This is a genomic window from Halobacterium salinarum DSM 3754, from assembly GCF_008124605.1.
In the GTDB taxonomy this organism is placed as follows: Archaea; Halobacteriota; Halobacteria; order Halobacteriales; family Halobacteriaceae; genus Halobacterium; species Halobacterium salinarum.
Genome location: NZ_VRYN01000007.1, coordinates 23,734 through 47,357 on the forward strand (window position 1 = coordinate 23,734; position 23,624 = coordinate 47,357).

Annotated in this window: 24 protein-coding genes; 9 read left to right on the forward strand and 15 right to left on the reverse strand. The window is 69.3% G+C overall.

The window, feature by feature from the left end:
• Positions 1-29: 29 nt before the first annotated feature.
• The 3 genes from APQ99_RS10410 to cofD form a co-directional block, all read right to left on the reverse strand.
• Complete coding sequence (locus tag APQ99_RS10410; protein ID WP_010903042.1) at positions 30-1,022, reverse strand: deoxyhypusine synthase; 993 nt, start codon at positions 1,020-1,022, stop codon at positions 30-32.
• A gap of 130 nt (positions 1,023-1,152) precedes the next feature.
• Complete coding sequence (locus APQ99_RS10415; RefSeq protein WP_012289327.1) at positions 1,153-1,884, reverse strand: tRNA-dihydrouridine synthase; 732 nt, start codon at positions 1,882-1,884, stop codon at positions 1,153-1,155.
• Position 1,885: 1 nt separating this feature from the next.
• Positions 1,886-2,896 (reverse strand): 2-phospho-L-lactate transferase, encoded by a 1,011-nt coding sequence (cofD, locus tag APQ99_RS10420; protein WP_010903040.1) that lies wholly within the window; start codon positions 2,894-2,896, stop codon positions 1,886-1,888.
• Positions 2,897-2,987: 91 nt separating this feature from the next.
• Between cofD and APQ99_RS10425 the strand changes: the two genes are divergently transcribed.
• A complete protein-coding gene (locus APQ99_RS10425; protein ID WP_010903039.1) occupies positions 2,988-4,136 on the forward strand; it encodes an AI-2E family transporter in 1,149 nt (382 codons plus the stop codon).
• Here APQ99_RS10425 and APQ99_RS10430 read toward each other — a convergent pair.
• The gene (locus APQ99_RS10430) at positions 4,133-4,375 is read right to left on the reverse strand and encodes a hypothetical protein (RefSeq protein WP_010903038.1); all 243 of its coding nucleotides are present in this window, start codon (positions 4,373-4,375) and stop codon (positions 4,133-4,135) included. The genes APQ99_RS10425 and APQ99_RS10430 overlap by 4 nt on opposite strands.
• Positions 4,376-4,378: 3 nt before the next feature.
• The gene (locus tag APQ99_RS10435; protein WP_010903037.1) at positions 4,379-4,657 is read right to left on the reverse strand and encodes a PadR family transcriptional regulator; all 279 of its coding nucleotides are present in this window, start codon (positions 4,655-4,657) and stop codon (positions 4,379-4,381) included.
• 140 nt (positions 4,658-4,797) lie between these two features.
• Here APQ99_RS10435 and APQ99_RS10440 point away from each other — a divergent pair, with 140 nt between their 5' ends.
• Positions 4,798-5,094 (forward strand): amphi-Trp domain-containing protein, encoded by a 297-nt coding sequence (locus APQ99_RS10440; RefSeq protein ID WP_010903036.1) that lies wholly within the window; start codon positions 4,798-4,800, stop codon positions 5,092-5,094.
• Positions 5,095-5,304: 210 nt separating this feature from the next.
• Here the strand turns inward: APQ99_RS10440 and APQ99_RS12630 are convergent, their stop codons facing one another.
• The 4 genes from APQ99_RS12630 to APQ99_RS10455 form a co-directional block, all read right to left on the reverse strand.
• The gene (locus tag APQ99_RS12630) at positions 5,305-5,451 is read right to left on the reverse strand and encodes a hypothetical protein (RefSeq protein WP_010903035.1); all 147 of its coding nucleotides are present in this window, start codon (positions 5,449-5,451) and stop codon (positions 5,305-5,307) included.
• Between the two features lie 58 nt (positions 5,452-5,509).
• The gene (locus APQ99_RS10445; RefSeq protein WP_010903034.1) at positions 5,510-6,421 is read right to left on the reverse strand and encodes a DUF1028 domain-containing protein; all 912 of its coding nucleotides are present in this window, start codon (positions 6,419-6,421) and stop codon (positions 5,510-5,512) included.
• 30 nt (positions 6,422-6,451) lie between these two features.
• On the reverse strand, positions 6,452-6,907 hold the full coding sequence (locus tag APQ99_RS10450; protein WP_010903033.1) for a DUF7528 family protein: 456 nt from the start codon (positions 6,905-6,907) through the stop codon (positions 6,452-6,454).
• A 167-nt stretch (positions 6,908-7,074) separates the two neighbouring features.
• Positions 7,075-8,373, reverse strand: coding sequence for an alpha/beta hydrolase (locus tag APQ99_RS10455; protein WP_010903032.1), 1,299 nt, complete (start codon positions 8,371-8,373; stop codon positions 7,075-7,077).
• Between the two features lie 93 nt (positions 8,374-8,466).
• On the opposite strand from APQ99_RS10455, the gene APQ99_RS10460 reads away from it, so the two are divergent.
• Positions 8,467-9,171 carry a DUF7117 family protein gene (locus APQ99_RS10460; RefSeq protein WP_012289326.1) on the forward strand — a complete coding sequence of 235 codons (705 nt, stop codon included), beginning with the start codon at positions 8,467-8,469 and terminating at the stop codon, positions 9,169-9,171.
• Positions 9,172-9,205: 34 nt separating this feature from the next.
• Here the strand turns inward: APQ99_RS10460 and APQ99_RS10465 are convergent, their stop codons facing one another.
• Positions 9,206-10,099 (reverse strand): bifunctional methylenetetrahydrofolate dehydrogenase/methenyltetrahydrofolate cyclohydrolase, encoded by an 894-nt coding sequence (locus tag APQ99_RS10465; protein ID WP_010903030.1) that lies wholly within the window; start codon positions 10,097-10,099, stop codon positions 9,206-9,208.
• 172 nt (positions 10,100-10,271) lie between these two features.
• On the reverse strand, positions 10,272-11,519 hold the full coding sequence (gene glyA, locus APQ99_RS10470; RefSeq protein ID WP_012289325.1) for a serine hydroxymethyltransferase: 1,248 nt from the start codon (positions 11,517-11,519) through the stop codon (positions 10,272-10,274).
• 113 nt (positions 11,520-11,632) lie between these two features.
• On the opposite strand from glyA, the gene APQ99_RS10475 reads away from it, so the two are divergent.
• The 3 genes from APQ99_RS10475 to APQ99_RS10485 all read left to right on the forward strand — a co-directional run bounded on the left by APQ99_RS10475 (position 11,633) and on the right by APQ99_RS10485 (position 16,072).
• Positions 11,633-13,348, forward strand: coding sequence for a CHAT domain-containing protein (locus APQ99_RS10475; protein WP_012289324.1), 1,716 nt, complete (start codon positions 11,633-11,635; stop codon positions 13,346-13,348).
• 77 nt (positions 13,349-13,425) lie between these two features.
• The gene (gene tbsP, locus APQ99_RS10480; RefSeq protein ID WP_012289323.1) at positions 13,426-14,244 is read left to right on the forward strand and encodes a transcriptional regulator TbsP; all 819 of its coding nucleotides are present in this window, start codon (positions 13,426-13,428) and stop codon (positions 14,242-14,244) included.
• 73 nt (positions 14,245-14,317) lie between these two features.
• Entirely contained in the window at positions 14,318-16,072 is a 1,755-nt protein-coding gene (locus APQ99_RS10485; protein ID WP_049892506.1) for a YcaO-like family protein, read from the forward strand.
• A 10-nt stretch (positions 16,073-16,082) separates the two neighbouring features.
• Here APQ99_RS10485 and APQ99_RS10490 read toward each other — a convergent pair whose 3' ends face one another.
• Positions 16,083-17,225, reverse strand: coding sequence for a DUF63 family protein (locus APQ99_RS10490; RefSeq protein ID WP_010903025.1), 1,143 nt, complete (start codon positions 17,223-17,225; stop codon positions 16,083-16,085).
• A 149-nt stretch (positions 17,226-17,374) separates the two neighbouring features.
• Here APQ99_RS10490 and APQ99_RS10495 point away from each other — a divergent pair, with 149 nt between their 5' ends.
• Positions 17,375-19,423: a 5'-nucleotidase C-terminal domain-containing protein gene (locus tag APQ99_RS10495; protein ID WP_010903024.1), complete on the forward strand. Its 2,049-nt coding sequence runs from the start codon at positions 17,375-17,377 to the stop codon at positions 19,421-19,423.
• Between the two features lie 47 nt (positions 19,424-19,470).
• Here APQ99_RS10495 and APQ99_RS10500 read toward each other — a convergent pair whose 3' ends face one another.
• The 3 genes from APQ99_RS10500 to msrB form a co-directional block, all read right to left on the reverse strand.
• The gene (locus APQ99_RS10500) at positions 19,471-19,869 is read right to left on the reverse strand and encodes an acyl-CoA thioesterase (RefSeq protein WP_010903023.1); all 399 of its coding nucleotides are present in this window, start codon (positions 19,867-19,869) and stop codon (positions 19,471-19,473) included.
• A gap of 72 nt (positions 19,870-19,941) precedes the next feature.
• Complete coding sequence (locus APQ99_RS10505) at positions 19,942-21,744, reverse strand: DEAD/DEAH box helicase (protein WP_012289321.1); 1,803 nt, start codon at positions 21,742-21,744, stop codon at positions 19,942-19,944.
• 283 nt (positions 21,745-22,027) lie between these two features.
• Complete coding sequence (gene msrB / locus APQ99_RS10510; protein ID WP_010903021.1) at positions 22,028-22,429, reverse strand: peptide-methionine (R)-S-oxide reductase MsrB; 402 nt, start codon at positions 22,427-22,429, stop codon at positions 22,028-22,030.
• 159 nt (positions 22,430-22,588) lie between these two features.
• Here msrB and APQ99_RS10515 point away from each other — a divergent pair, with 159 nt between their 5' ends.
• On the forward strand, positions 22,589-22,963 hold the full coding sequence (locus APQ99_RS10515) for a winged helix-turn-helix transcriptional regulator (protein WP_010903020.1): 375 nt from the start codon (positions 22,589-22,591) through the stop codon (positions 22,961-22,963).
• Positions 22,964-23,126: 163 nt separating this feature from the next.
• Positions 23,127-23,522: a DUF5820 family protein gene (locus APQ99_RS10520; protein ID WP_010903019.1), complete on the forward strand. Its 396-nt coding sequence runs from the start codon at positions 23,127-23,129 to the stop codon at positions 23,520-23,522.
• Positions 23,523-23,624 lie beyond the last annotated feature (102 nt).

Here is a 23,624-nt window from a genome sequence, read left to right on the forward strand (position 1 = left end):
ACAGCCCCCGTTGCCGTCGGACGCCGACGTTACGGGTTCTCGAACGCACCCGCAACCAGCAGGGGGAACACCAGCGTCGCCTCGGCCTCGATCAGCGCGTAGTTCGGCTCCGCGTCCTCGTCTTTGATCTTCCCCCAGGAGACCGCCTCCTCGGGCGGTGCGCCGGACAGCGACCCGTCGCCCTCCATGCCCGTGGAGATGTACACCGCGTAGTCGGCACCGCCGCGGAACAGGTTCGTCATGATCGCGTGGTGTTTCGGCACGCCCGCGCCCACACAGATGAGCCCCGTCGTGTCGGCCAACAGCCCCTCCTCGATGAGGGCGTCGTAGTCGTCGAGGATCTCGATTCCGACCTCGCTGTCGTAGCCCTGGCGGTAGTAGTAGAGGAAGTTCCCGATCTCGGCGTCCGTGAGCGCCGGGCAGAACACGGGGATGTCGTTGTCGGCGGCGTTCTTCAGGATCGAATCCTCGTCGTCCAACGTCGCCCCGAGCTCCCGGGCGAACGCGGTTGGGGTGCGGACCTTCTGGTCGGCGAAGAACTCCTCGAAGAAGTCGTAGAGATACTCTTCGAGCCACACGTAGCGGTCCGACGGCACGAAGATGTTGCCCAGGCGGTTGATCCCCTCCTCGCGGAGCGCGGCCTCGTCGACGTCCCATTCGCCCATCTTGAACGGTTTCGCCGTCTTGATGATGTCCTCGGTCAGCGAGCCCGACGTGGTGATGATGACGTCCACGTAGTTCTCCCGCACGAGGTGGGCAACGACCTCCCGCAGCCCCGACGAGACGATGTTCGACGTGAGCGTCAGATAGATCGTGGCGTCGTCCTCGCGCATCTCCCGGGTGATGTCGACGGCGTCAGCCAGGTGGGAGGCCTGGAAGCCGGTCGTCGCGTACGAGTCGAGCAGCTCGAAGAAGTCGAACTCACCGCTGAAGTCGTAGCCCCGAACGTCGGGCGTGTCGAGGTCCTCATCCGAGCCCGGCACGACGTTCTCGTGCGTCTCGTCGGCGTCGTCGCCTGTCATACAGTGGGATTGTGGGCGCGCGGATTTGAACGTCCCGACATCGCGTGGCCGGCCACGCTGTGCGTGGCTCCGCTGGCCTACTGCAGAACCGACCCACGCGCGCCGTGACAGCCCACCCTTCGGATGGGCGTCACAGCAGCCACTCCTTGACGGCGGCGTAGACGGCGCGCACGCGCTCGGGGTCGCGGCTCGGCCGGCCAACGCTGACCGCGTCCGCGCCGTACGAGAGGTACTCGAAGACGTCGTCCCGTGTTCGAACGCCGTTGTTCGCGACGACGAACAGGGCGGTGGCGTCGGCGACGTCCCGAACGACCCGCCGGGAGTCCATCGCGTCGACGTGGATCGCAGCCGCGCCGGCCCGCTCGATGGCCTGCGCGAGCACGGGCAGGTGGACGCCCTGCACGCCGGCCCGCACTTTCACGGAGACGGCGGCGCCCTCGTCGCTGGCCGCCCGCACCTGCTCGCAGAGCCGGCTGGTGTCCCGGAGTAAGGTCTCGCCGGCCCCGGCGTCGCACAGCTCGTCCTGCCGGCAGTGCGCGTTCACCTCCAGGATGGCGTCGTGGGCGGCGCAGACGGCGGCGACATCGCGCAGCGGGCCGAGGCGCACCGCCCGGACGTTCACGGCCGGCCGCAGGAACGCGTCGTCGAGCTCACTGAGCTGGTCGTCGACCCACGCCACGGGATCGGCGGGCAGGAACTCCTCGCGATCCCGGTCGACCATCGCCCGGGCGGCCTCCCGGGTCGGTTCGTCGATGGCAATGCCGCCGAGGAACACGCCGCCGGCGTGTTCACCCGCCGACATCGCCCACTCGGCGTCCGCCTCGCCGCTGAGGCTGGCGAGCGCGAGCCGCGGCGCGAACACGTCAGGTCACCTCCCCGCTGGCGGCCACGAGCGCGTCCCGGCAGGCGCGGGCGACGCGCTCGGCGTCGGCCTCGGTGTCGAGGCTGGTGTCCGTCCGAACCACGGGCCGATCCAGGTCGGTGCTGTCCGCGGTGTCGAGGACGAACGCGTCCGCGAAGTCGTAGGCGTCGGCGACCCCCGCAGTCGACGGGTCGTGGCCGACGGCGGCCATGAGCTTCGCGGCGGGGCCCGAGAACACCTCGTCCTCAACGAACGGGGAGACGGCGACCACCTGTGCGTCCCGAAGTGCGTCCGCGATGCCGTCCAAAGCGAGCATCGGGCCGATGCTCGTGACGGGGTTCGAGGGGCCGACGACCACGGGTCCATCCCGGATCGCTTCGATCGCTGGTTGTGCCGCGGTCGCGCGCTCGCCACCCCGGAACTCCACGTCCTCGACCGTGGGGTCGCCGTGCTCGGCCACCCAGAACGTCTGGAAGTGTTGCTCGCCGTCGGGCGTCTGAACGATCGTCGCCACGGGGTCGTTGCTCATGGGCACGAGGTCGACGCTGAGATCGAAGGCGTCGGCGAGCCGGCGGGTGACCTCGGTGAGCGTGTGCCCCTCGTCGAGCAGGCCCGCGCGCAGCGTGTGTACGGCGCGGTCGCGGTCGCCGATGAACATGAACTCGCTGGCGGCCGAGAACCGCCGCCAGCGCGCGATGTCGCGGCCGGCGGTCTGCGCGTCGTCGGGCAGATACCGGGGCGTATCGGGGTCGATGTCGGCTGCGGCGGCGAGGTCCGTGAGGTAGTCGTGGGTCGTCGACCCGTCGTCCGCGATCCCCCACCACGTCTCTCGGTCGAGAACGCCACCACCCTCGAAGAGCACAGTGTCGAGGTCCGGACACACGAGCAGTCCGCCGAGCGCCACGTCGTCGCCGGTGTTCCCGACAACCGTCGTTTCGGCGGGGTCGAACACCCTGCGGGCGCCGGCGAGGAGCTTCGGCGTGCCCGTCCCCCCGGCCAGGAACGTCGTCATGCGAACGCCTCGGGGAGCCGGCGAGTAAACGCTTCCGTCCGACGGTCCGGAGACAGCAGGGATTTATGCACGCACCGGCGGTGCCAAACGTATGGGAGACACGCGCATCGATCGCGGCCGCGCGGCGTGGTGGGCCATCGGCGCCACGCTGACGGCCGCCCTCGTGTACGTCGTGTACACGTTCGTGGGAACGTTCGTCCTGGGGTTCTTCCTGTACTACGCCACACGCCCGGTGTACCGCCGAGTGGACCGCCATCTGCGGTCGTCATCGGTCGCCGCCGTCGTGTCCCTGCTGGTGCTTGCACTTCCGGTGGTCGTGTTGCTGTCCTACACCACCGCGGTCGGGATTCAAGAGCTCACGAGAGTGCTCAACGCACCCCAGATCGACCTCACGACCGTTGAAGCGCTCGTGCAACCGTACGTCGACGTTTCGAGGGCCGTCCAAGACCCACAGTCGCTGCTCGGCCAGCCGTCGGTCCGCGCGGCGATCAACACCACGCTGCGCAGCGCCGGCCAGTACGCCGGCTTCCTCGGGACCGCGTTCGTCCACCTGTTCGCCGTGATCACGATCGCGTTCTACCTGCTGCGCGACGACACGCGGCTGGCGGAGTGGTTCCACAGCCGGTTCGCCGACAGCGACGGCGTCGTGCGCGCGTACACCGCCGCCATCGACGCCGACTTCTCGAACATCTTCTTCGGGAACATCCTGTTCGCGTTCATCACCGGCGTGATCGCGTCGATCACGTTCAACGTCCTGCAGATCGTCTTCCCCAGCAGTCTGTCGATCCCGTATCCGACGCTCATGGGGCTGTTGACGGGCGCTGCGAGCCTGATCCCCGTCGTCGGGATCAAGCTGGTGTGGATCCCGCTTCTGGGGTGGCTGGCAGTCGCTGCGGCCCGAAGCGGGGGTGGCTACGGGTTCGTCGCCGTCTTCGGCGTGGTTGCAGCGGTGGTCATCGACTTCATCCCGGATCTCGTCGTGCGCCCCTACGTCTCGGGCCGAGACCTCCACCTGGGCCTGGTGATGCTGGCGTACGTGTTCGGACCGCTCATCTGGGGCTGGTACGGCATCTTCCTCGGTCCGATGGTGCTCGTGTTCGTGGTGCATTTCGCCCGGCTGGTGCTCCCGGAGCTGGTTGCGGGCGAGGGCATCGCGCCGGTGCCCGCCGGCGCCGACGACACGCCGGCGTCTGACGCCGACCCCGAGAGCGCCGCCGACCCGGACGACACTGCGGCCTAATCGAGTTCGGTTCCATCGTGTGGGCAATGCGTGACCGACGGGGTCCGGGTGGTGAATCCACACTCGGGACACCGTCGGGTGCGGGGTGACGACCCCTCGCCGCGCCGCCGAAACAGGAACGGCACGAACGGCACCGCGAGGACGAACACCGGCAGGTCGAACACCTGCCAGGCGACGACAGAGACCGCGAGGCTTCCGGCGACACCGACCGCCGCGGTCGCGAGCCGCGCAGCCACCATCCGTCAGGACTGACCGACGTACTGGGTTTCCCACTCGCGGCGCGCCTCCAGCTCCCGGGTGCCACGATGCGTGAGGGTGTAGTAGTTCGTGCGCTGGTCGAGTTCGCCCTTGTCGATGAGCCCCTTCTCGACGAGGGTGTCGAGGTTCGGGTACAGTCGTCCGTGATGGATCTCTGATGTGTAGTACTGTTCGAGTTCGTCCTTGATCGCCAGTCCGTGGGGCTCATCTAACCCCGCAACAACGTACAAGAGGTCTCGCTGAAACCCTGTCAAGTCGTGCATATGTCTTGGATCCGGTACTAGTTTCGTGGCTCGGAGTATAAGACTGGTGGCCTCAATCGGGGGGTGATCTCACTCGTGGCGCGCCGAGTGGCCGGTGGTTCGCCCGCGATGTTATACGTGCTGGGCGCGTTGGAGGCCACATGACAGAAACCGTCCTGTTCGAATCCGAGTCCACGCAGTCGCGTGCCGACGTCGCCGCCTACCTGCGCACCGTCGCGGACAACCTACAGAACAACGACACGATCACGCTGTCGGCCGGCGGGGACACCGAAACCGTCGATCCGCCAGCGTCCGTCGACTTCGAGGTCAAAGCCGAACGCGAGACGACGGGGGGCAGCGGCCCCGACGAGCTCAGCATCGAGTTCGAGCTGGAATGGGACGACGCCGACCACAGTGCCGACGGCGAGACGACCGACACCGGACTCGACATCTCCTGAACCCGCGCCGGCCGGCGTGACATCCGGAGCCGGGATACAGACGCTGCTGCGCGAGTCGTCACAACGGAAAAGGATGCGGAGCCGGAAACCCCGGCCCCGCAGCCGCCCTGAATTGGTCCCCGCTGACGCTTCGGCCCTCCAAGCGAAGCGTCACCTAATCCGAAGTGACCGACCATCATAAATCTGTTCCTGGCGGTGGTGATACGGCGGTTACATGTGTTCCTCTTCGAGCGCCCATCCGAGCGCCCGGCGGTAGTACGTGAACATCTCCCGGATGCCTTCGTGGCTCATCTCCTCTGACTCCAACTCCTCGACCAAGAACTCGTACTGCTCGCGGATCTCCTCCTCGTCGCGCATGCCACCCGGTAGCAACTCCAGCAGTAAGAAACGCCCCCTCCGAGGGCCCGGCCACCCGCTACGTGCGGTCCAGCCGCGAGATCCCCTGCCAGATGGCGTTCACCAGGCGGTCCTCGCCCTCGCCGGCGGCGTCCGCCCAGCCGCGTGCGAGTGCGTCCTCTAAGGCAGCCAGATCGTGGTTCTCGAAGTTGTTCACGGCCTGAAACGCCGCCAGCGCGTCGCGCTCGGCGTCCCCGAACGCGCGGCCAGGAGCGCCGTCGTAGAACCCCAGCCCGGACAGCGCCGCCAGCACCGACTCGGCGGTGTCACCCGCGAGTTCGCGGTACTCAGTGGGGGCGACACGCTCCAGCAGCGTGATGTCGTAGATGTGGAACACCCGTTCGAGCTCGTCGATGGGGTGGTCGTGGTCGTCGACGCGCACGTCGATCCAGCGGTCGTTTCCGCCGTCGTAGCCACCCCCGGGCTTGGCGACGTACAGGGCCGCGCCCTGCTCGCCACGCTGGTCGCCGCCCGCGTCGTTGCCGGCGTGGAGCGCCGCCAGCAGCCGCTCGGGCAGCCCGCCGTCGGTGTCCTCGAACGTGTCGGCCATCGCGTCGACCGTCGCCCGGTTCGCCAGGATGTTCCCCTGGGCGGTGTAGTGGTCGCCCTGCCGGTCGCTGGCGTGGTCGACGCACTCCGCGCCCGTGAACGCCGCCACGGAGCCGTCCTGGCCGACGACCCCTACCTGCCGCTGTGGGGCCTCGTCGTCAGTGTTCGTCAGCTCCGCGACGACCTCGTCGGCCGAGTGTCCCGCCCGCAGCAGGTCAAGGCCATCGGAGCCGTACGCGACGTTCGCGAGGCTCTGGGTGGCGATGGCACCGGCGTCCGCGCTCGCGAACGGGACGACGGAACCGACGGCCACGAACTTCGACTGGACGGCGACGCCGACCGCGTCGGTCTCGGGGTCCCGCGCGACGATAGAGAACGTCATGGGGCACGGTTGCCCGCGCCGGGCAAAAGACTACGGCTCGGCCACCTCCGTTGCCGTCTTCTCGGCGGTCAGCGGCTGGCGGCTCGCCAGCGCCACCGGGAACGCCGGGTGTTCGACGAGGTGCCACAGCACCATGTGTCGGCGGCCGGCCGTCAGCCCCGTGGCCGAGAGGTCCTCGGCGGTGAACGTCTCGGGGGGCCGCCGGCAGCGCCCCCGGAGCGCGTCGAAGCTCTCGAAGACCTTGCGGTTCCCGGCGGAGTCCGCGCCCCGGCGCTCGACGACGTAACTGCCGTCGGGCCGCCGCACGCCCGCCGTGTTCATGAACGACTCGCGGGCAGTCAGCGCGTCGGAAAGCGAGTCCCGTAGCTGTTCGGCGTCGTCCGTCGGGAGCACCAGTTCGTCGCCGTCCACGGAGACGACCACGCGGTCGCCGCGGCGTTCGGCCCAACAGTCAGGCGAGCCGGCGAATTTCTCGACCAGCCGCATCGCTGCGGCTTCGGGTATCCTCGGCGGCCGGAGTCTGCGTGTAACTCGGCATCGTGGCAGTCTGTTTCCCCGATATCACAATAAGTCCGGCGATGGGACAGACTCGGTCTGTCAGACCGCGCTCCCGTGAGGCGTGCCGGTTCGACGTGGGGATCGCGTCAATGGGGTCAGGTGTCGGCGACGCCCCGGACCCACTCCGCCACGTCACGCACGGCGTGTTCGGCGACGTTGTCCGCGAACTGGAGGTGTGTCATCGTGGACGGCTCGTGGCCCGTCTGGAAGTAGTGCCCGAGCCCGTCGTAGAACGCGACGCGGCCCGCCTCCCCGAGGTCCAGGTCGCGCCAGTCGGCCAGCAGCTCCCGGTGCATCTCGACGAGTTCGGGCTGCGCCTCTGGGTCGGCGCGCCCGGTCTTCAGCGCGAACACCGGCGCGTCGATGGACTCGGCGAGCGCGCCCGGGTCGTAGTCCAGCACGCTGTCCCACCACCGACCCGGCTTGTCTCTGAGCACCTCGTCGGGCTCGTAGTCGCGGTCGACCAGTCGCGGGGCGGTCTCCTGCTGCTGGGCCAGGAGCGCTTCCTGGTCCTCGTCGAGGTCGCCGTCCGGTTCGAGGAAGTACCGGAGGTGCCTGACGTCGTCGGGGTCGGGCTCCGTCCCACTCGGGCCATCGAGGGACACGACACCCGCGACGCCCCCGTGTCTGTCGGCGATTCGGGGCGCGGCCAGCCCGCCCTGACTGTGGCCCGCGACGAACAGCGCGTCCTCGTCGACCGTATCGGCGCTCGCGAGTTCGTCGAGGGCGGCAACCGCGTCGTCGACGACGACAGTGTCGAGCGTGTGCTCCTCAGGGGCCACGTCGTGGTCGTGCAGGCGCTTCTCGTACCGGAGGGCCGCGATACCCTCGGTCGCCAGCCCCCACGCGAAGTCCTGCAGAAGCTTCGACTCGTCGGCCGTCCCGTCGGGATCGTGAATTCCGGCCCCGTGGACGAGCACCACGCCGGCGAACGGACCGTCGCCGTCGGGAACTGCGAGCGTGCCGTCGAGGGCCACGTCGCCGGCGTCGACGGTCACGTCGCGCTCGGTGAAGGCGTCGGTGTCGGCGTATGCCGGCGGTTCGTACTCGCTGGGGAGCGCGAAGTCGGCGACCTCGCCGTCGGCGACGCGCAGGTCGAGGTGCTGGCTGCCGTCGGCGAACACCAGTTCGACCGATACCTCGCCATCATCGGTAGTCACGTCGCCGACGCCCGCAGACTCGCCGTACTGGCCGTACAGCCCGTACCGGAACTCTTCGAGGGCGTCTTCGGCGTCCAGTTCGCCGAACTGGAGGCCCGCTGAGAACGCGTCGAGGACCGCCTCGCGTCCGGTCTCGGAGAGCAGTGCGGCGGCCTCGGTGGCGGTGGCCGCGTCTTCGGCCGCGAATCGGGCGGCGAACTCGGTGGCCGTCGCTTTGGGGTCACGTGATGGCATATGCCGGGGTTCCCGACGCCGCGGGAAATAGGTCGGTGGTCTGTCAGACGCCGAGCCACCGGAGTTATCCCGCCACCCGGCCAACGCCGGAGTATGGACGTGCGCGGCGAGCGCGAGTGTAAGTCGTGTGGGACGCGCTGGTCGTATTTCGAGACCGGGAGCGTCGAGTGCCCGAGCTGCGGGAGCCGCCGGAGCGTCGGCGTCGGCGAGCGCGAAACGCACACCGATACCGCCGACGCCCTCGACCTGACCGCGGCCCAGCGTGCGGGCTCCGAGGACGTGCTCGACGCCCTCGAACCCGCGACGGAGGCGTGCCGCGAGTACTGTCGGTCCCGCGGGTTCGTCTCCGGCGGCACCCTCCTGGACCTCGACGACACCTACCTCGCCGCCGCGGAGCTGTGGCGCGTCGGGGTGGTGCTCGCGGGCCAACACGCGATCAGCGACGACGAACAGCGCCACGTGGTTGCGTTGCTGCACGGGGCTGCCGACGGTGACCGACCCACACCTGCCGCGGTGCCGGCGTCGCTGCGGGGGCCCCGGGGGCTGGCGGCTGCGGCGGCCGTCGACGCCTACCGGACGGACGTTCGGGCGTACTGTGGTGGCGACGTGCCGATGCCCGAGCGCGACCTCCTGGAGCGCGCGCGAGAGCACGGTCGTCGAGTGGACGCCCTCGACGGCGAGGTGGACCCCCAGGACAGCGCCCGCCTCGTGGCGGCGGTGCGGGCGATCGGGGACGCGCTCCGCGGCGACGAGGCGGGGATCGAGCGCGCCCGGACACGATTGAACGCGCTGGGGTGACAACTGAGAACAGTCCGGTCGCGGCCGCTGGCGGTCAGGGGAGCGCGACCGCAACGCCGGTCTGCTCGCTGGCGGCCGCCAGGGTGTTGTACAGCAACATCGCCCGCGTCATCGGGCCGACACCGCCAGGGACCGGTGTGATGGCGCTGGCGGCCGCCTCCGCCGAGTCGTAGTCCACGTCGCCGACGAGTTCGTAGCCCTTCTCGGTGTCCGCGTCGACGCGGTTGATGCCAACGTCGATGACAACCGGGTCTCCGGAGAGCATGTCGCCGTCGATCAGTTCGGGAACCCCGCAGGCCGCGACCACGACGTCAGCTCGCCGGGTGTGCGCGGCGAGGTCGTCGGTGTGGCTGTGGCAGATCGTCACGGTGGCGTTGCCGCCGGCGGCCTTCTGTGCGAGGAGGTTCGCCAGCGGCTTCCCGACGATGTTCGACCGGCCGACGACAACGACCTCCGCGCCGTCGGGGTCAACGCCCTGGTGTGCGAGGAGCTTCTGGACGCCGTGGGGCGTACAGGGCTTGAAGCGCGGGGTGCCGCCGACCAGCTTCCCGACGTTCTCCGGGTGGAAGCCGTCGACGTCCTTCGCGGGGTCGACCGCGGAGAGCACGCGCTCGTCCGGGACGTGATCGGGGGTCGGGTCCTGGACGAGGATGCCGTGGACGTCTTCCCGGGCGTTCAACTCGGCGACGGTGTCGAACAGCGTGTCGGCGGACGCTTCGGGGTCGATGCGGACGTCCTCGGCGGCGATCCCGACCTCCTCGCAGTCCTGTTGTTTCATCGAGACGTACGTCTCGCTGGCCTGCTTGTCGTTCATCAGTACGGTCGCCAGCCGTGGCGTGACACCCGCGGTTTCGAGTGTTTCGACGGCCCCGGTGAGGTCCGCGCGCAGTTGCGCGGCGACGGCGTCGCCGTCGATGATCTCGGTCATGCGTCTCCGTCCGCGGCGGCCGCCCTTGAATATGGCGGTGTATGCATAAACTGGTGTTTTCCAGATTACTTGTACCCACAAACATGCATTATCCGGGTGGGGCGTGCATCAGATTCGCGTCGGCGGTCGCCGGCTCGCAGCGTACGTGGCGAGGACAGCGCCCGCAGTCAGGTCACTCGTACTGCGGGTACTGCTCGCAGAGGTCCGCAACGGTGTCGGCGACATCGGCGTACACCGACTCGTCGCCGAGGTTGTCGATGACGCGCGCGATGCAGTCCGCAACCGTCTCCATCGCGTCGGCGTCGAAGCCACGGGTCGTCAGCGCCGGCGTGCCGATGCGGATCCCGGAGGGGTCGAACGCCGACCGCGTCTCGTCGGGCACCGTGTTCGCGTTCAGTACGATGCCGACGTCCTCCAGTTCGCCCTCCACGTCCCCGCCGGAGATGTCGGGGTGTGACTCGCGGAGGTCGACGAGCACCAGATGTGTGTCGGTGCCCCCGGAGACCAGCGAGAAGCCGTGCTCCTGGAGGCGCTCGCCGAGAACGGCGGCGTTCTCCACGACCTGCGCGGCGTACTCCTCGAACGCCGGGTCGAGCGCCTCGTTGAACCCCACGGCCTTCCCGGCGATGTTGTGCATCAGGGGGCCGCCCTGCGCGCCCGGGAACACCGCCGAATCGATGTCGTCGGCGAACGCCTCGTCGCACATCACGATCCCGCCGCGGCCCGCCCGGATGGTCTTGTGCGTCGATCCGGTGACGAAATCCGCGACGCCGACCGGGGAGGCGTGTTCGCCCGCCGCCACCAGGCCCGTGATGTGCGCGATGTCGGCCATGTGCAGCGCGCCGACGGCGTCGGCGGCCGCCTGGATGCGCTCCCACTCGACCTCCCGGGGGTACGCCGAGAACCCGGAGACGATCATGTCCGGCTCGAACGCGTCGGCGTGCTCGCGCAGCGCCTCGTAGTCGAGGCGCCCCGTCTCGGCGTCGACCTCGTACTGCTCGACCTCGTAGAGCTGGCCCGCGAAGTTCGCGGGGTGGCCGTGGCTCAGGTGGCCGCCGTGGGTGAGATCCAGCGAGAGGATCTTGTCGCCGGGCGCAAGCGTGGCGAAGTAGACGCCCATGTTCGCCGACGACCCGCTGTGGGGCTGGACGTTCACGTGATCGGCCCCGAACAGCTCCTTGGCGCGCGCGACGGCGAGCTCCTCGACGTCGTCGGCGTACTCGCAGCCGCCGTAGTATCGCGACCCCGGATACCCCTCGGCGTACTTGTTCGTGAGCTCGCTGGATTGGGCTTCCATGACCGCCTCGCTGACGTGGTTCTCGCTGGCGATCATCGCGAGCGTGTCGTTTTGCCGGTGGCGCTCGCCGGTGAGCGCGTCGGCGACCTCCGGGTCGACCTCCCGAACCTCGTCGTAAGCCATACTCTCAGGGGGTGGCGCACGGGCCATAAGTCTACCGAGCACGCGCGCACGCAGTGGCGTCCTGTTTGTGCCACGATAGAAATATATGCGATGGCGTCGAACCGGGCTGGTACGTGACCAAGCGGCAGTCGCCGGGCGGTCGGCGCGTGACCGAGTCGGCACCCGACACCATCACCGTCCCGCGGTCGATCGCGGGCGTTGCGGCGAGCATCACGCACGCTGGGGCCGCCCACGAGACCATGGGGCCAGCACGAAGCCTGCAGTCAAACCGGCAGCGACCGCCGGCCATCGCGTTCGGCGACACCTACTCGATTCCCGACGCAGTCGCGAACGCAACCCCAGCGACCGGTATCGAGGTGCGCCTGCCGTCGTCGCTGCGGTCGGTGTTCGTGACCGCGCCGCTGGCGTTCTACCTCGGCGCGACCGTGACCGTCGCGCCGGACGCCGACCCGGTGTTGCGCGCCCCCGACCACGGTGTCGTGTGGCCGCTGGATGACCCGCCGACTGCCGTGCCAGCGGTGCTTTCGCGGGTGTTCTGGCTCGACTGCCTGGTTCGGGAGGCGACCACTGACGGCCCGAGCGCGACCGAGACGGCGTTGCTGGACGACCTCGATCTGGACCCGGCCCGGCTGGCTGCGGCGTCGCCGGCCGGCCGGCTCGCCGCGTACCTGGAGACCCCCTTCGAGCGTGTCGCCGACCGGGTTCCGGACTGGCATCTCGGGATGCACGTTGCGCCCACCTACGAGCACGCGACGACGCTGCCGTACCTACTGGACCGGCTGGCGTTGGTGTTCCCGCCGGAAACGGCCAGCCTGGAGCGCCAAGAACTCGTTTCGCGGTCGCTGGATGACTTCTACCGGGGCGCACCGGGGCCGGTGGCGAGCGTCGAGATGGTCGATCCGGTCGACCGCCCGGGTCGCATGCAGGGGTGGCTGGCCGACGGGATCCCCGTGGACGCGTTCAAATCACATCCGGCATCGTACCGCAACCACGACGAATACCAGCGCGACGCCGACCGGGACGCGATCTCCGTGGCGGTCGTGCTCAACGACCGCGACATGGCCGGCGAGCACGACGCAGTCGCGGACATCTACGAGTCGCGCGCCGGGGACCTCCCGATCGACGTCACGCTCCACGAGCGGCTCACGCGCACCGAGCTGACAGAGGTGCTCACCACCCACCACGAGTTCGTCCACTACATCGGCCACTGCGCGGTCGACGGGCTGCGGTGTGCCGACGGCCACGTGTCGGTCGCGGATCTGCCGGCGCTCAACGTCGAGACGTTTTTCCTGAACGCGTGCGGGTCGTTCCACGAGGGACTGGCGCTCGTGGAGGGGGGCAGTGTCGCCGGTGCGGTCACGCTGCGGAAGGTCCTCGACGCCCAGGCCGCGAAAGTCGGCACGGCGTTCGCCCGGCTGCTGCTGGCTGGGTTCCCGATCGCGTTGGCGCTCCGACTGGCACGGCGCCGGATCCGCATGGGCAAAGACTACGCCGTGGTCGGGGATGGGACGCAGACGCTTGCGGTGACTGACGACCGCGAGACCGGCGTTGCACACGTCGACGCGGTCGACGGTGGCGATCAGTACCGGGTGGCGTGGACGGATCACTCCATGGCGAATCACGGCGGCGGCACGCCGGCACCGCTGTTGGCCGGTGGGAACCGGCGACTCGGCGGCAACCAGGTGACGTTCACCGCGTCCGCAACCGAGTTAGCCAGGACGCTGCCACGGGTGGACGCCCCGGTCGTGCTCGACGGACAGTTCTACTGGGCCGACGAGGCTGCGGCGGTCGTCCGTCCTGCCCAACAGAATTGCGGGGACTTCGACTGAACCATCCGAAAAACCGCGTTTTCCACCGCATGCGTCCGATAAAATTAAATAGCCACACACCATACCGGTGGGTAGAGATGACAGCAAATCTTCTTGGTACAACTGTCGCCGACACCCTGGAGGGAGTGTTCGGTGACGACCCCGACGAGCTCTACGTCGTGGATCCGAGCCGTCACGCCGTCGAGGCGCTCGTCGAGGCCGCAAACGACTACGACACCCCACTGCCGACGCTGCGCGTACTCGCCGACGAACGGACGCTCAAAGACGTCATGGACGACTTCATCGTGGCGAGCACCGCCGCGAACCTCGTCGAAGACGGGTCGCTGGCGCTTCGCACGGTCGACGTCGAGAACCGATCGCCGATGCTCGTCACCGAGGAGCGCGCCATCGCGTTGCTCGAAACCGGGCGCTTCGTTGGCGGGCTGGCCACCGACGACGACGATCTCGCCGAGACGGCGTACGATGCCGCAAACACCGACTGGGCGGCCGCCGACGAGTTCGCGCTCCGCACGCCCGCGATCGACCGCGTCCGCGAGACGCTGGGCGACGACATCAACGCCGATGTCGGCGACGACTTCGACGACGTGCTCGCGTCGCTTGAGACGGCGCGCGGCGACGGCGAGGGCCTGGACGAGGTCACGATCAGCCTGCTGGTCGCCGCGAAGAACCGCGAGCTCCTCTACGACATCAGCAAGTGGGGCGAGGACGTGGGGATCGCGTCGAAGGCAACGTTCTCGCGGACGAAGACCAAACTCGAGGATCTCGGCCTGGTCGACACCGAGAAAGTCCCGATCGACGTCGGGCGACCCCGGCTGCGGCTGAAGCTCGCCGACGACCGCCTCGAAGACGCGCCGGCCCCCGAGTTCGCGAACGTCGCGGAGTCGATGCTGGCGTAACCCGCTCGCGCAATCCCTATTGTTTTGGCGTCGCCGCGTCTCCCAGCAGGCATGCCAACAGAGGCCTGGACGGATGACTGATCGCGGTGGTGCCGACGACGGCCCGGTGGTGGCCGTGGTCGGTGATGGGCCGGCGGTCGGGGCCGTTGAGAGTGCGCTCGCCGATTGTGCTGCGGCCATCACCGACGGGGTTGCGGGCGCGGACCTCGGTGTGGTCGTGGGCGTCGCGGGCGCTGCGGGGGTTCGCGGGACGGCGGCGACCGCACGACAGCACGACACGCCCCTGGTGACCGTGGAGGTCGGCGGGCTCGGTGGCGTCCCGCTTGCCGACGTGGACGCCGGTGTTGCACTGCTCTCCCCAGCGGGACCGTGTTTCGAGTGTTTGTGCCAGCGCGTCGAGGCAGCGGCGCCGTCGCGCGCCGATGACGCGGCCGCTGACCGGCCGGCTGTCCGGCTGGCGGGCGCGCACGCCGGCCGGCTCGCCGTCGACGCGCTTCGCGGCACCGCATCGCCGGGCACAGTGATCGAGGTGCCACACGCCGAGCGCACGGTCGCGCCCGTACCTGGCTGCGCGTGCGCGCCGGCCGATCAGGACACGGCGGTGCCCCGCGATGGGGCGTCGCTGCCGCTTGCGGACGCGCTGGCGGCGGCCGACCCCCTCGTCGACGACCGCGTCGGGATCGTCTCCCAGGTGGGGGAGCGGGAGTCATTCCCCACGCCGTATTATCTGGCCCACGGCGCCGACACGTCCGGGTTCAGCGACGCCACGGCGGCCCAGCAGGCCGCCGGTGTCGATCAGGACTGGAACGCCGCGTACATGCGCGCGGTGGGGGAGGCGCTCGAACGGTACAGCGCGGGCGTCTACCGGACCCGCGAGTTCGAAACGCACACGCCGGATCACGACGCCGCCGTCCCGCCGTCGGCGTTCGTGAGGCCGGCGTCGGGTGCCGCCGGTGACACAACCCAGTGGGTGCGCGGCGAACACTTGCAGACCGGGACGGACGCGCTGTTGCCCGCGCCCCGCGTGGTGTTCCCGCCACCGAACCCGGACAGCGGTCATCCCATCACGACCGGGCTGGGGCTCGGCACCGCCGGCGCGGACGCCCTGCTGTCGGGGCTCTACGAGGTGATCGAGCGCGACGCCACGATGCTGGCGTGGTATTCGACGTTCGAGCCGCTGGCGCTTGCGGTCCCGCTGCCGTCGGACACCGCCGACGACGATACGCCGGCCGATGCGTTCGCCGCGTTGGCCAGGCGTGCCCGGGCGGAGTCGCTGTCCGTGACGCCGCTGCTGTGCACCCAGGACGTCGACGTGCCGGTGGTCGCTGTTGCGGTCCACCGGGAGGCGTGGCCGCAGTTCGCAGTGGGGTCGGCGGCCGACCTCAACGCCGAGGCGGCGGCCGCCGACGCGCTCGCCGAAGCCCTCCAGAACTGGATGGAGTTGCGCGCGTTGGGGCCCGAGCCGGCCAGCCAGGAGTCCGGCGCGATCGGCGCGTACGCCGACCGACCGCCCGCGGCCGAGGCGTTCATCGACGCCGACACGACCGTGCCCGTCGACACTGTGGGGCCGGCGGACCCGCCGACCGACCCGGCGTCAGAACTCACGGCCGTCCTGGACGCGGTTGCCGACGCCGGCCTGGACGCCTACGGCGCGCGCCTCACACCCCGGGATATCGACGCCGCCGGCTTCGAGGCGGTGCGCGTGCTGGTGCCGGCCGCCCAGCCGCTGTTCGTCTCCGAGCCGCGCTTCGGCGAGCGCGCCCGCACCGTGCCGTCGACGCTCGGATTCGAGCCGCGCCTCGACCGCCGGTTCCATCCGTTCCCGTGACCGGGTGAGGCTAGATGCCGAACGTGGCCCGGATCATGTCTCGGGTGCCGGGGCCGAGGCCCACCGCCAGCACGGCGACGAGCATCAGCGTGGTGTACCGGGGGGCGTCCGCCCGGAGCTCCTCGTTGAACAGGGACAACACGAACAGGACCGCCGCGACTTTGAGGAGGATGAACGGCCACGTGTCGCCGATGAGGTGGGTGACCGACTGCGGCAGCACGGCGTTGGTTGCGTCCACGATGTACGCGTTCAGCGGGTGCTTGGAGATCAGGTCGCCGCGCGGATACCCCAGCTCAGCGCCCCAGTCGAGGCCCACGACGTTCGCGACGCCGTCGATGGCGTGGCCCCACAGCACGACCGCGCCGACGGTTTCGGTGCCGCTGGTCACGCTGGGCAGCCAGCGCCGCGCGGCCGCCCAGGTGACCGCCGTGATGACGGTCGCACCGCCCAGCGTGAGCACGGTGAACACCGGAATGAACGTGATGTAGTCGTGGCTGGCGGCGAGCACGCCCAGCCCCAGCAGCGTCGCGGCCAGCAACACACACCCGATGCCGGCCAGCGGCCGGTGGTACGTTTCGACGGCGTCGGTCCGGCGGGCGACGGCGACGGCGGCCACGACCGCCACGAGCGTCACCGCGAACATCACGACGTAGATGACGGGGCTGATGATGAGCGTGTTGGCGGGGTACGAGAGGAACGGCTGGCCGGTGGTGCCGAACAGCTCGGCGGCGTTGTTGGCGTCCTCGACGACGCGAACCACGCCACCAAGCAACACGAACGGGGTCAACGCGTACACCAGAGCCAGGCTGTCCGCGATGCGCAATCGCTCAAGCAGGAAGTGTACGCCCACAAGCGCCCCGAGCAGCGTGGCCGCGTATCCGACCTCCGAGACCAGCGTGTACCCGGGGTACGCGACCGGGCCGCCTGCGCCCGCACACGCGCCCTTCGTCGCGAGCAACTCGACGGCACCGCCGTTCCAGGCGGCGCAGTGTGCGCCCTGTGCGTCCGCGACGACCGGCCCCCAGAAGTACTGCCACACGAACCCGCCGTAGACAGTGTCCGGGAACACGACTGCCCCGCCGACGAGTGCAACGACGACACAGCCGACGGCCGCCGTCCACGCGCGCTCGGCGGTGGTGTCCGGGAAGGTCATGTCCCTACCGGTGTCCGGGGTGGAGTTTACGGTTGCGGTCTCCACCGCCGTCCCGTATGCACGACCGCGGATAGGTCCGCGGGGATCGCGCGGAATGTGTGGCGATAAATGATCACACTTAATGTGCGGGTGCGGGACACCCAACACGCATGCGAACCGCGATGACGCTGCTCGTGGCGAGTCTGTGCGTGCTGTCGGCAGCGGTAGTGCCGGCGGGCGCAGTCCAGGCGTCGACCGACGCCGCGACCGGGACCACCGCCCCGCCGGTCGCCACGGACGCCACCACGGCGCAAGCGAACAACACCACAGTGACGATCCTGTCGTACAACGACATCCAGACAGCCGCCGCGGAGAACGACAGCCTGCCACGGTTGGCGACGCTGGTCGCCGAGCGCCGGGCCGCCCACGACAACCCGACGTTCGTGTTCGGTGCCGGCGACGAGGTCAGCCCGCACTCGCTGTCGCCGCTCACGAAGTGGCAGACGCCCGTCGACACGCTGAACGTCATCGACCCCGACGCCGAGGCCATCGGCAACCACGACCTCGACTTCGGGTTCGAGGCCGTGGCGAACTTCTCCGAGGCCTCGACGTTCCCGTGGCTGATGGCGAACATCGTCGACAGCGAGACCGGCGATCCGATCCCGGGCACCGAGCCGTACACGGTCGTCGAGAAGCAGGGCGTGCGGGTCGGCGTCATCGGCCTCGCCGACCAGAAGATCAAGCCCAAGACGGCGGTCGACTTCGCCGAGCAGGGCTACGAGCTGCGCGACTACGCCGCAGCCGGCAGCGAGTACGCCACCCAACTGCGGACCGAGGAGGACGCCGACGTGGTGGTCGTGCTCGGGCACTTCGGCGTGCCGGTCGCAAAGCAGCTCGCAAACGAGACCGAGAACGTCGACGCGGTGCTGGTCGGCGACGACGAGATCAAATACCCACCCGCGGAGACCAACGGGGTCGTCATCAGCGAAGGCGAGGCCCGCGCGAACTACCTCGGCGAGCTCAACCTCACCGTCTCCGACGGCGCGGTCACCGACTGGGAGGGGCGGCTCATCGACACGCAGAACGCAACCCACAACGAGACCGTGAGCACGCTCATCGAGGACGCGCGCGGCGAGGAGCTCGCCCGGGTTGCGGGGCGGACCGAAACCACGCTCGACGCGCGGTTCGCGTCCAACTACCACGACGAGACGGCGCTCGGGAACCTCGTGACCGACGCGTTCCGCGCGAAAACCGGCGCTGACGTTGCGGCCACGAACGCCGGCGGGATCCGGTCGAACAGCCAGTACGGCCCGGGCAACGTGACCGCCGGGAACGTCTACAACATGCTGCCGTTCAACAACCACCTGGTCACCATGCGGCTGACCGGCAGCGAGCTGACGGCGCTGCTCGAAAGCCAGGTTGAGACGGTGGGCGACGACGGCGCGTACGATCCCCAGGCGAAACTCCAGGTGAGCGGCGTGACCTACGAGTGGGCGACCCACGCGGACGCCGACAGCCTGGTCCGGGACGTGTCAGTCAACGGGACGCCGGTGGCTCCGAACGCGACCTACAACGTCACCGTGAACTCGTACATGGCCGGCTGGGATTCGGTGGCCAACGCGACCGTGCTGAACGAGGAGTACACGCTGTACGGCACGGTGCTGTTCGACTACATCGACGCCCAGGGCACCGTTTCGCCGGCCGACACCGACCGCATCCGGCGCGTCGACGCCACCGCCGACGCCGGGACCGTCTCCCTCGACGGTGCCGGCGACGCCGCGGTGTCGTTCGCCATGCCGTCGACCAACGCGACCGTCGACACGCAGGCGTTTTACGCGCTGAACGCGGTCGGCGAGCGGGTGAACGCCACCCGCACCACCGTGTCCGACAACGGCACCGTCTCGGTGGTGTTCCCGGACAGCAGCCTCAGAACGCTCGCCGCCGACGGCGACGGTGACATCGACGTGTACGGCCACTACTCGGTTGCCGGCCGCGAGTACGGGTACTTCAACGCGTCCGTGGTGAACGCCGACGTGACGGCGACCATGGCGTCGTCGAACGGGACCGCGACGACCGTCGACCTGACCGCGGAGACCGACACCACCACAACCCCGCCTGCCGACACCGACGCGGGGACCGGACTGCCAGTGCCGGGCTTCGGGATCGGCGTGGCGGTGCTGGCGGTGTTCGGTGCAGCGCTGCTGGCGAGTCGCCGATAACCACCCACAGCCGTCTGTTTTTTCGCTGCCGTCGCGGGGCCGGCCAGCTACGCTTCGATGGCGTCGATGGCGCGCCGCCAGTCGTCGGGCACCGACCGCGGCTGACCGGTGTCCGGGTCGAGGGCGACCTGGACGGTTTCGCCCGTGGCGACGACGCCGTCGTCGTCGCGGACCTCGTAGGCCATCGTGAAGCTGGTGTCGCCCACGTGGGTGATCGACGCGCCGACCGTGACCGTGTCGGCGAACTCAACGGGGCGGTTGAAATCGACGGACAGGTTCACCACGACCATGTCCAGGTCCGTGGGTGCGCGCCCGATGCCGTCGGTGAGATACGCGAACCGGGCCTGCTCCATGTACGTCACGTAGACCGCGTTGTTCACGTGCCCCATCGTGTCGTGGTCCTGGTAGCGCACGTCGACGGTCTCGGTGAATGCGAACTCAGTCATCACCGACGCTGGGGTGGGGGAGACGCATAACGCCGCTGGTTCCGGTCGACGGAGCCGGACGGCTGCGGGCGGTCACGGCGAGTGGCTGGCGTCGGATTCGGTCACGCGGACGCCCTTCGTGGAGAGGTGTCGCATCCGGCTGCGGGCGTGGTCTTCCTCCTCGGTGCCGCGGGTCGCCAGCACGAACAGCAGCGACTGGCTGCCGGGGCGCATGGTGCGGCCGGCGCGCTGTGCGCCCTGCCGGCGGCTCCCGCCGAGCCCGGAGGCCACGACCGCGAACTCGGCGTCGGGCAGGTCGATGCCCTCGTCGCCGATGCGGGACACCACGAGGGCGTCCAGTGCGCCCGTGCGGAACTGATCGAAGTGGGTTTCGCGCCTGCTGTGTGGGGTTTCGCCGTTCACGAACGGGGCGTCGAGGCGCTCGGCGATGCGCTCGCCCTGGCTCAGGTAGTCGACGAACACCAACGCCTGGGTGTCGCCGTGCTGGTCGACGAGGTGCTCGATCTCGGCTTCCTTGGCGGGGTTCTCGGCGGCGAGCCGGCGGCGGGTGTGGCCGCTGGCGGCGGCGTACTCGTAGCGGTCGTCGTCGTCGCGCCACGGCACGTACCGGATTTCGACTTCGGGCTCGGCGACGAAGCCGGCGTCGAAGAGGGCGTCCCAGTCGGTGCCGATGGGGCGACCAACGAGCGTGTAGATGTCGGCCTCCTTGTCGTCCTCCCGGACCGGCGTCGCGGTCAGCCCGAGGCGGTGTTTGCTCTGGAGGCTGGCCGACCGGCGCGCGACCTCGGCGGGGATGTGATGGACTTCGTCGTAGACGATGAGCCCCCACTCGCGGTCGTCGAAGACGTGGCGGTGGCGGTCCATTCCGGCGGTCTGGTAGGTTGCGATGGTGACCGGGCGGACGCGTTTCTCGCCGCCGTGGTATTCGCCGATCTGGTCGCCGGTCAGGCTGGTGTTCGCCAGCAGCTCCTCGCGCCACTGCGTGGCGAGTTCGCGGCTGGGAACGAGCACGAGCGTTTCGCCGCCGACGGATTCGAGCGCGCCCATGGCGGCGACCGTTTTGCCCGAGCCGGGCGGCCCGACGAGCACGCCGGCGCTGGCGTCCTCGAAGCGGTCGACCCAGTCCTGCTGGTACGGCCGCAGGTCGAGGTGGAGGTCGACGGCCAGTGGCTCCCCGGATTCGAGGTCGCGGTCGTCGCGGACGGGATAGCCGGCCTCGTAGAGCGTGCGCTTGAGGGGCGCGACCTGCTCGGCGGCGACCCACGCCTCCGTGTCCGAGATCGGGGCGCGGAGCACGTCGTCGTCGAGTTTCTGCTCGGCGACGTTCCCCAGGAGGCTGTCGGTGGCGGCTTCCAGGACGACGTAGCCGTCGTCGTGGGTGCGCAGCCGGAACCGGGTGGCGCGCGTCCACTGCTCGCGCACCCACTCGATGAGCGTCGGGCAGTCCCGGGGCAGCAGTTCCGTGATGGCTGCCACGAGGTCTGAGAGGCTGTCGAAGGGGGCGGCCCACACGTCTTCGGCGCGCACCTCGTAGCGGTAGCTCCCCGTTCGGGTGGTGTCCGTGAGGTGTGCGACCCGCGAGAGCTGGGCGCGCGTGAGCTGGCTGGGCTGATCGACGATGATCTCGCGGCGGTCCGGGAACGGCACGATGCGCTCCCGGTCGGTGAGCTCCAGCCAGTCCCGTGGATACCACACCACGGGGTCGGGTTCGACGTTCGCACGTTCGACCTCGTCGTCCGCGGCGAGTGCGGCCAGGGCGTCGGCGGCCGTGGCCTGCGTGCAGTCGAGTTCGCGCGCGATCTGTTCGGCCGTCGCCACCGGCCGGCCGACGCCCTCCAGCGCGTCGAGGAACCGGTCCTTGGAGATGTCAGTCACTGGGCGCGGGTAGGTCGCGGACGGGAAAACGGATTTCGCTTAGCCGCGGCCGCGGGGTGGCGCGGACGCCGGTCACCTCTAGGCGTTGAACTGTCGGGAACTATTTTGGTACTGCGCGCAGTAGGCAGGAGTATGTCGGCAACCACCCGGCTTCGCTGTCATCAGTGTGGACGCACCGCTTCCCGAGACGACTGGAGCTCGGCCACCCATCCGTCGCTCGGCGAGATGACACAGTGTCCCGGCTGTGGGTCGACGGACATCCAGGGGAACCACTGACCGGGCGCTACTCCGTCGGCTCGAAGTCCAGGGCGACGGAGTTGATGCAGTATCGCTCGCCCGTTGGATCGGGGCCGTCTTGGAACACGTGTCCGAGGTGGCCGCCGCATTCGGCGCACACCACTTCCGTGCGTTCCATGCCGTTGCTGTGGTCTTCTCGGCGCTCGATGGCGTCGTCGTCGGCCGCGTCCCAGAAGCTCGGCCACCCGCAGTGGGCGTCGAACTTCGTCTCCCCGTCGAACAGCGTCGTGTCGCAGCCGACACAGGAGTAGGTGCCGTCCTCGTCGCGGTCGACGTGGTCGCCGGAAAACGGGCGCTCAGTGCCCTGTTCGCGGAGCACTCGATACTGGTCGTCGGTGAGTGTCGCCGCCCAGTCGGTGTCGTCGGCGTCGGTGTCTCGTGGAGCCATTGCCAACCCGTGCCTAGGGGCTGCCGGCAGGTAAGCCTACAGGTCCACCACACGGTGGGCCGGGAACGTCCCGCCGCCGGTTCCACAACGTGGCTGGTTTCTTCTGGTAACCTGGTGTGTTGCAGAACCACTATGTGCGTGGCCACGATACGACGGGTGATGAGCGACGAGGACGACCGGTACAGCGACGCCGCGTGTCACGTGATCGACTCCCTGGAACAGATCGGCAGCCAGTGGCGGCTCATCGTGTTACACGACCTCCAGGACGGCGAGAAGCGGTTCAACGAGCTGAAACGCTCGACGGACGCCAGCTCGCGGACGCTCTCGCGGGTGTTGGATGACCTCCAGGAGCTGGGGTTCGTGAACCGTCGTCTGGAGGAGGCGTCCCCGGTCGCCACCTACTACTCGTTGACGGCGAAGGGGGAATCGCTGTTCCCGGTGTTCGACGCCATCGAGTGTTGGGCAGAGGAGTGGCTGGCGGTCGACTCCGTGGACGACGACGCCGAGCCCGCCGAATCGATGGCGGACGGCTGACCACCCCTGCGGAGTGAAAGTGAAACGCCGTTCCGCGACAGCGTCTCCGGCGAGTCATCGCCGGTGGAGTGTCGGCAGCGCGCGATCCGGGAGCGCACGGGGGTGGCTTCACTTTCACGCGCCGACCGGCAGGGATTAGCCGCCCGCCACCCACACGGCACACATGAGCGGGTACGGCACCCTGCACGCTGACTGGACGGTGTGGACCGAGGACGCGACCGCCGGCGACGTCGTTGTCTACCGCCCCGATGTCTTCGACAGCGAGTCGTATCCGGCCCCCTGCATGCCGACGCTCAAACTCCTCCAGCGGCCCCCCACGCAGCGCAAGCGCCGCTCGGGCACCGACACCGACGGATGGTGGGTGTCGCTGCTGTTGGAGCCCGGGGTGCGCGTGAAACACGCCGACACACACGCCGCGTCCCGGACCGCAGCCGTCGAGACGGTGCTGGAGCTGGCCGCCGAGTTCGCGGCCGGCGAGATCGACTACCGGAGCGCGTACCAGCAGCCCCGGGAGGCGTACCTCGCGCGCCTCGACGAACTCACGGGTCGGGACGTTTAACCACGCGGACGAGGGTGTCATAGAAGTCTTCACACACTATGATAGAGTTTCTGACTGTTATAGAGAGTTACTAGCTTAGAAAGTCGTGCACTTGGTGCACGG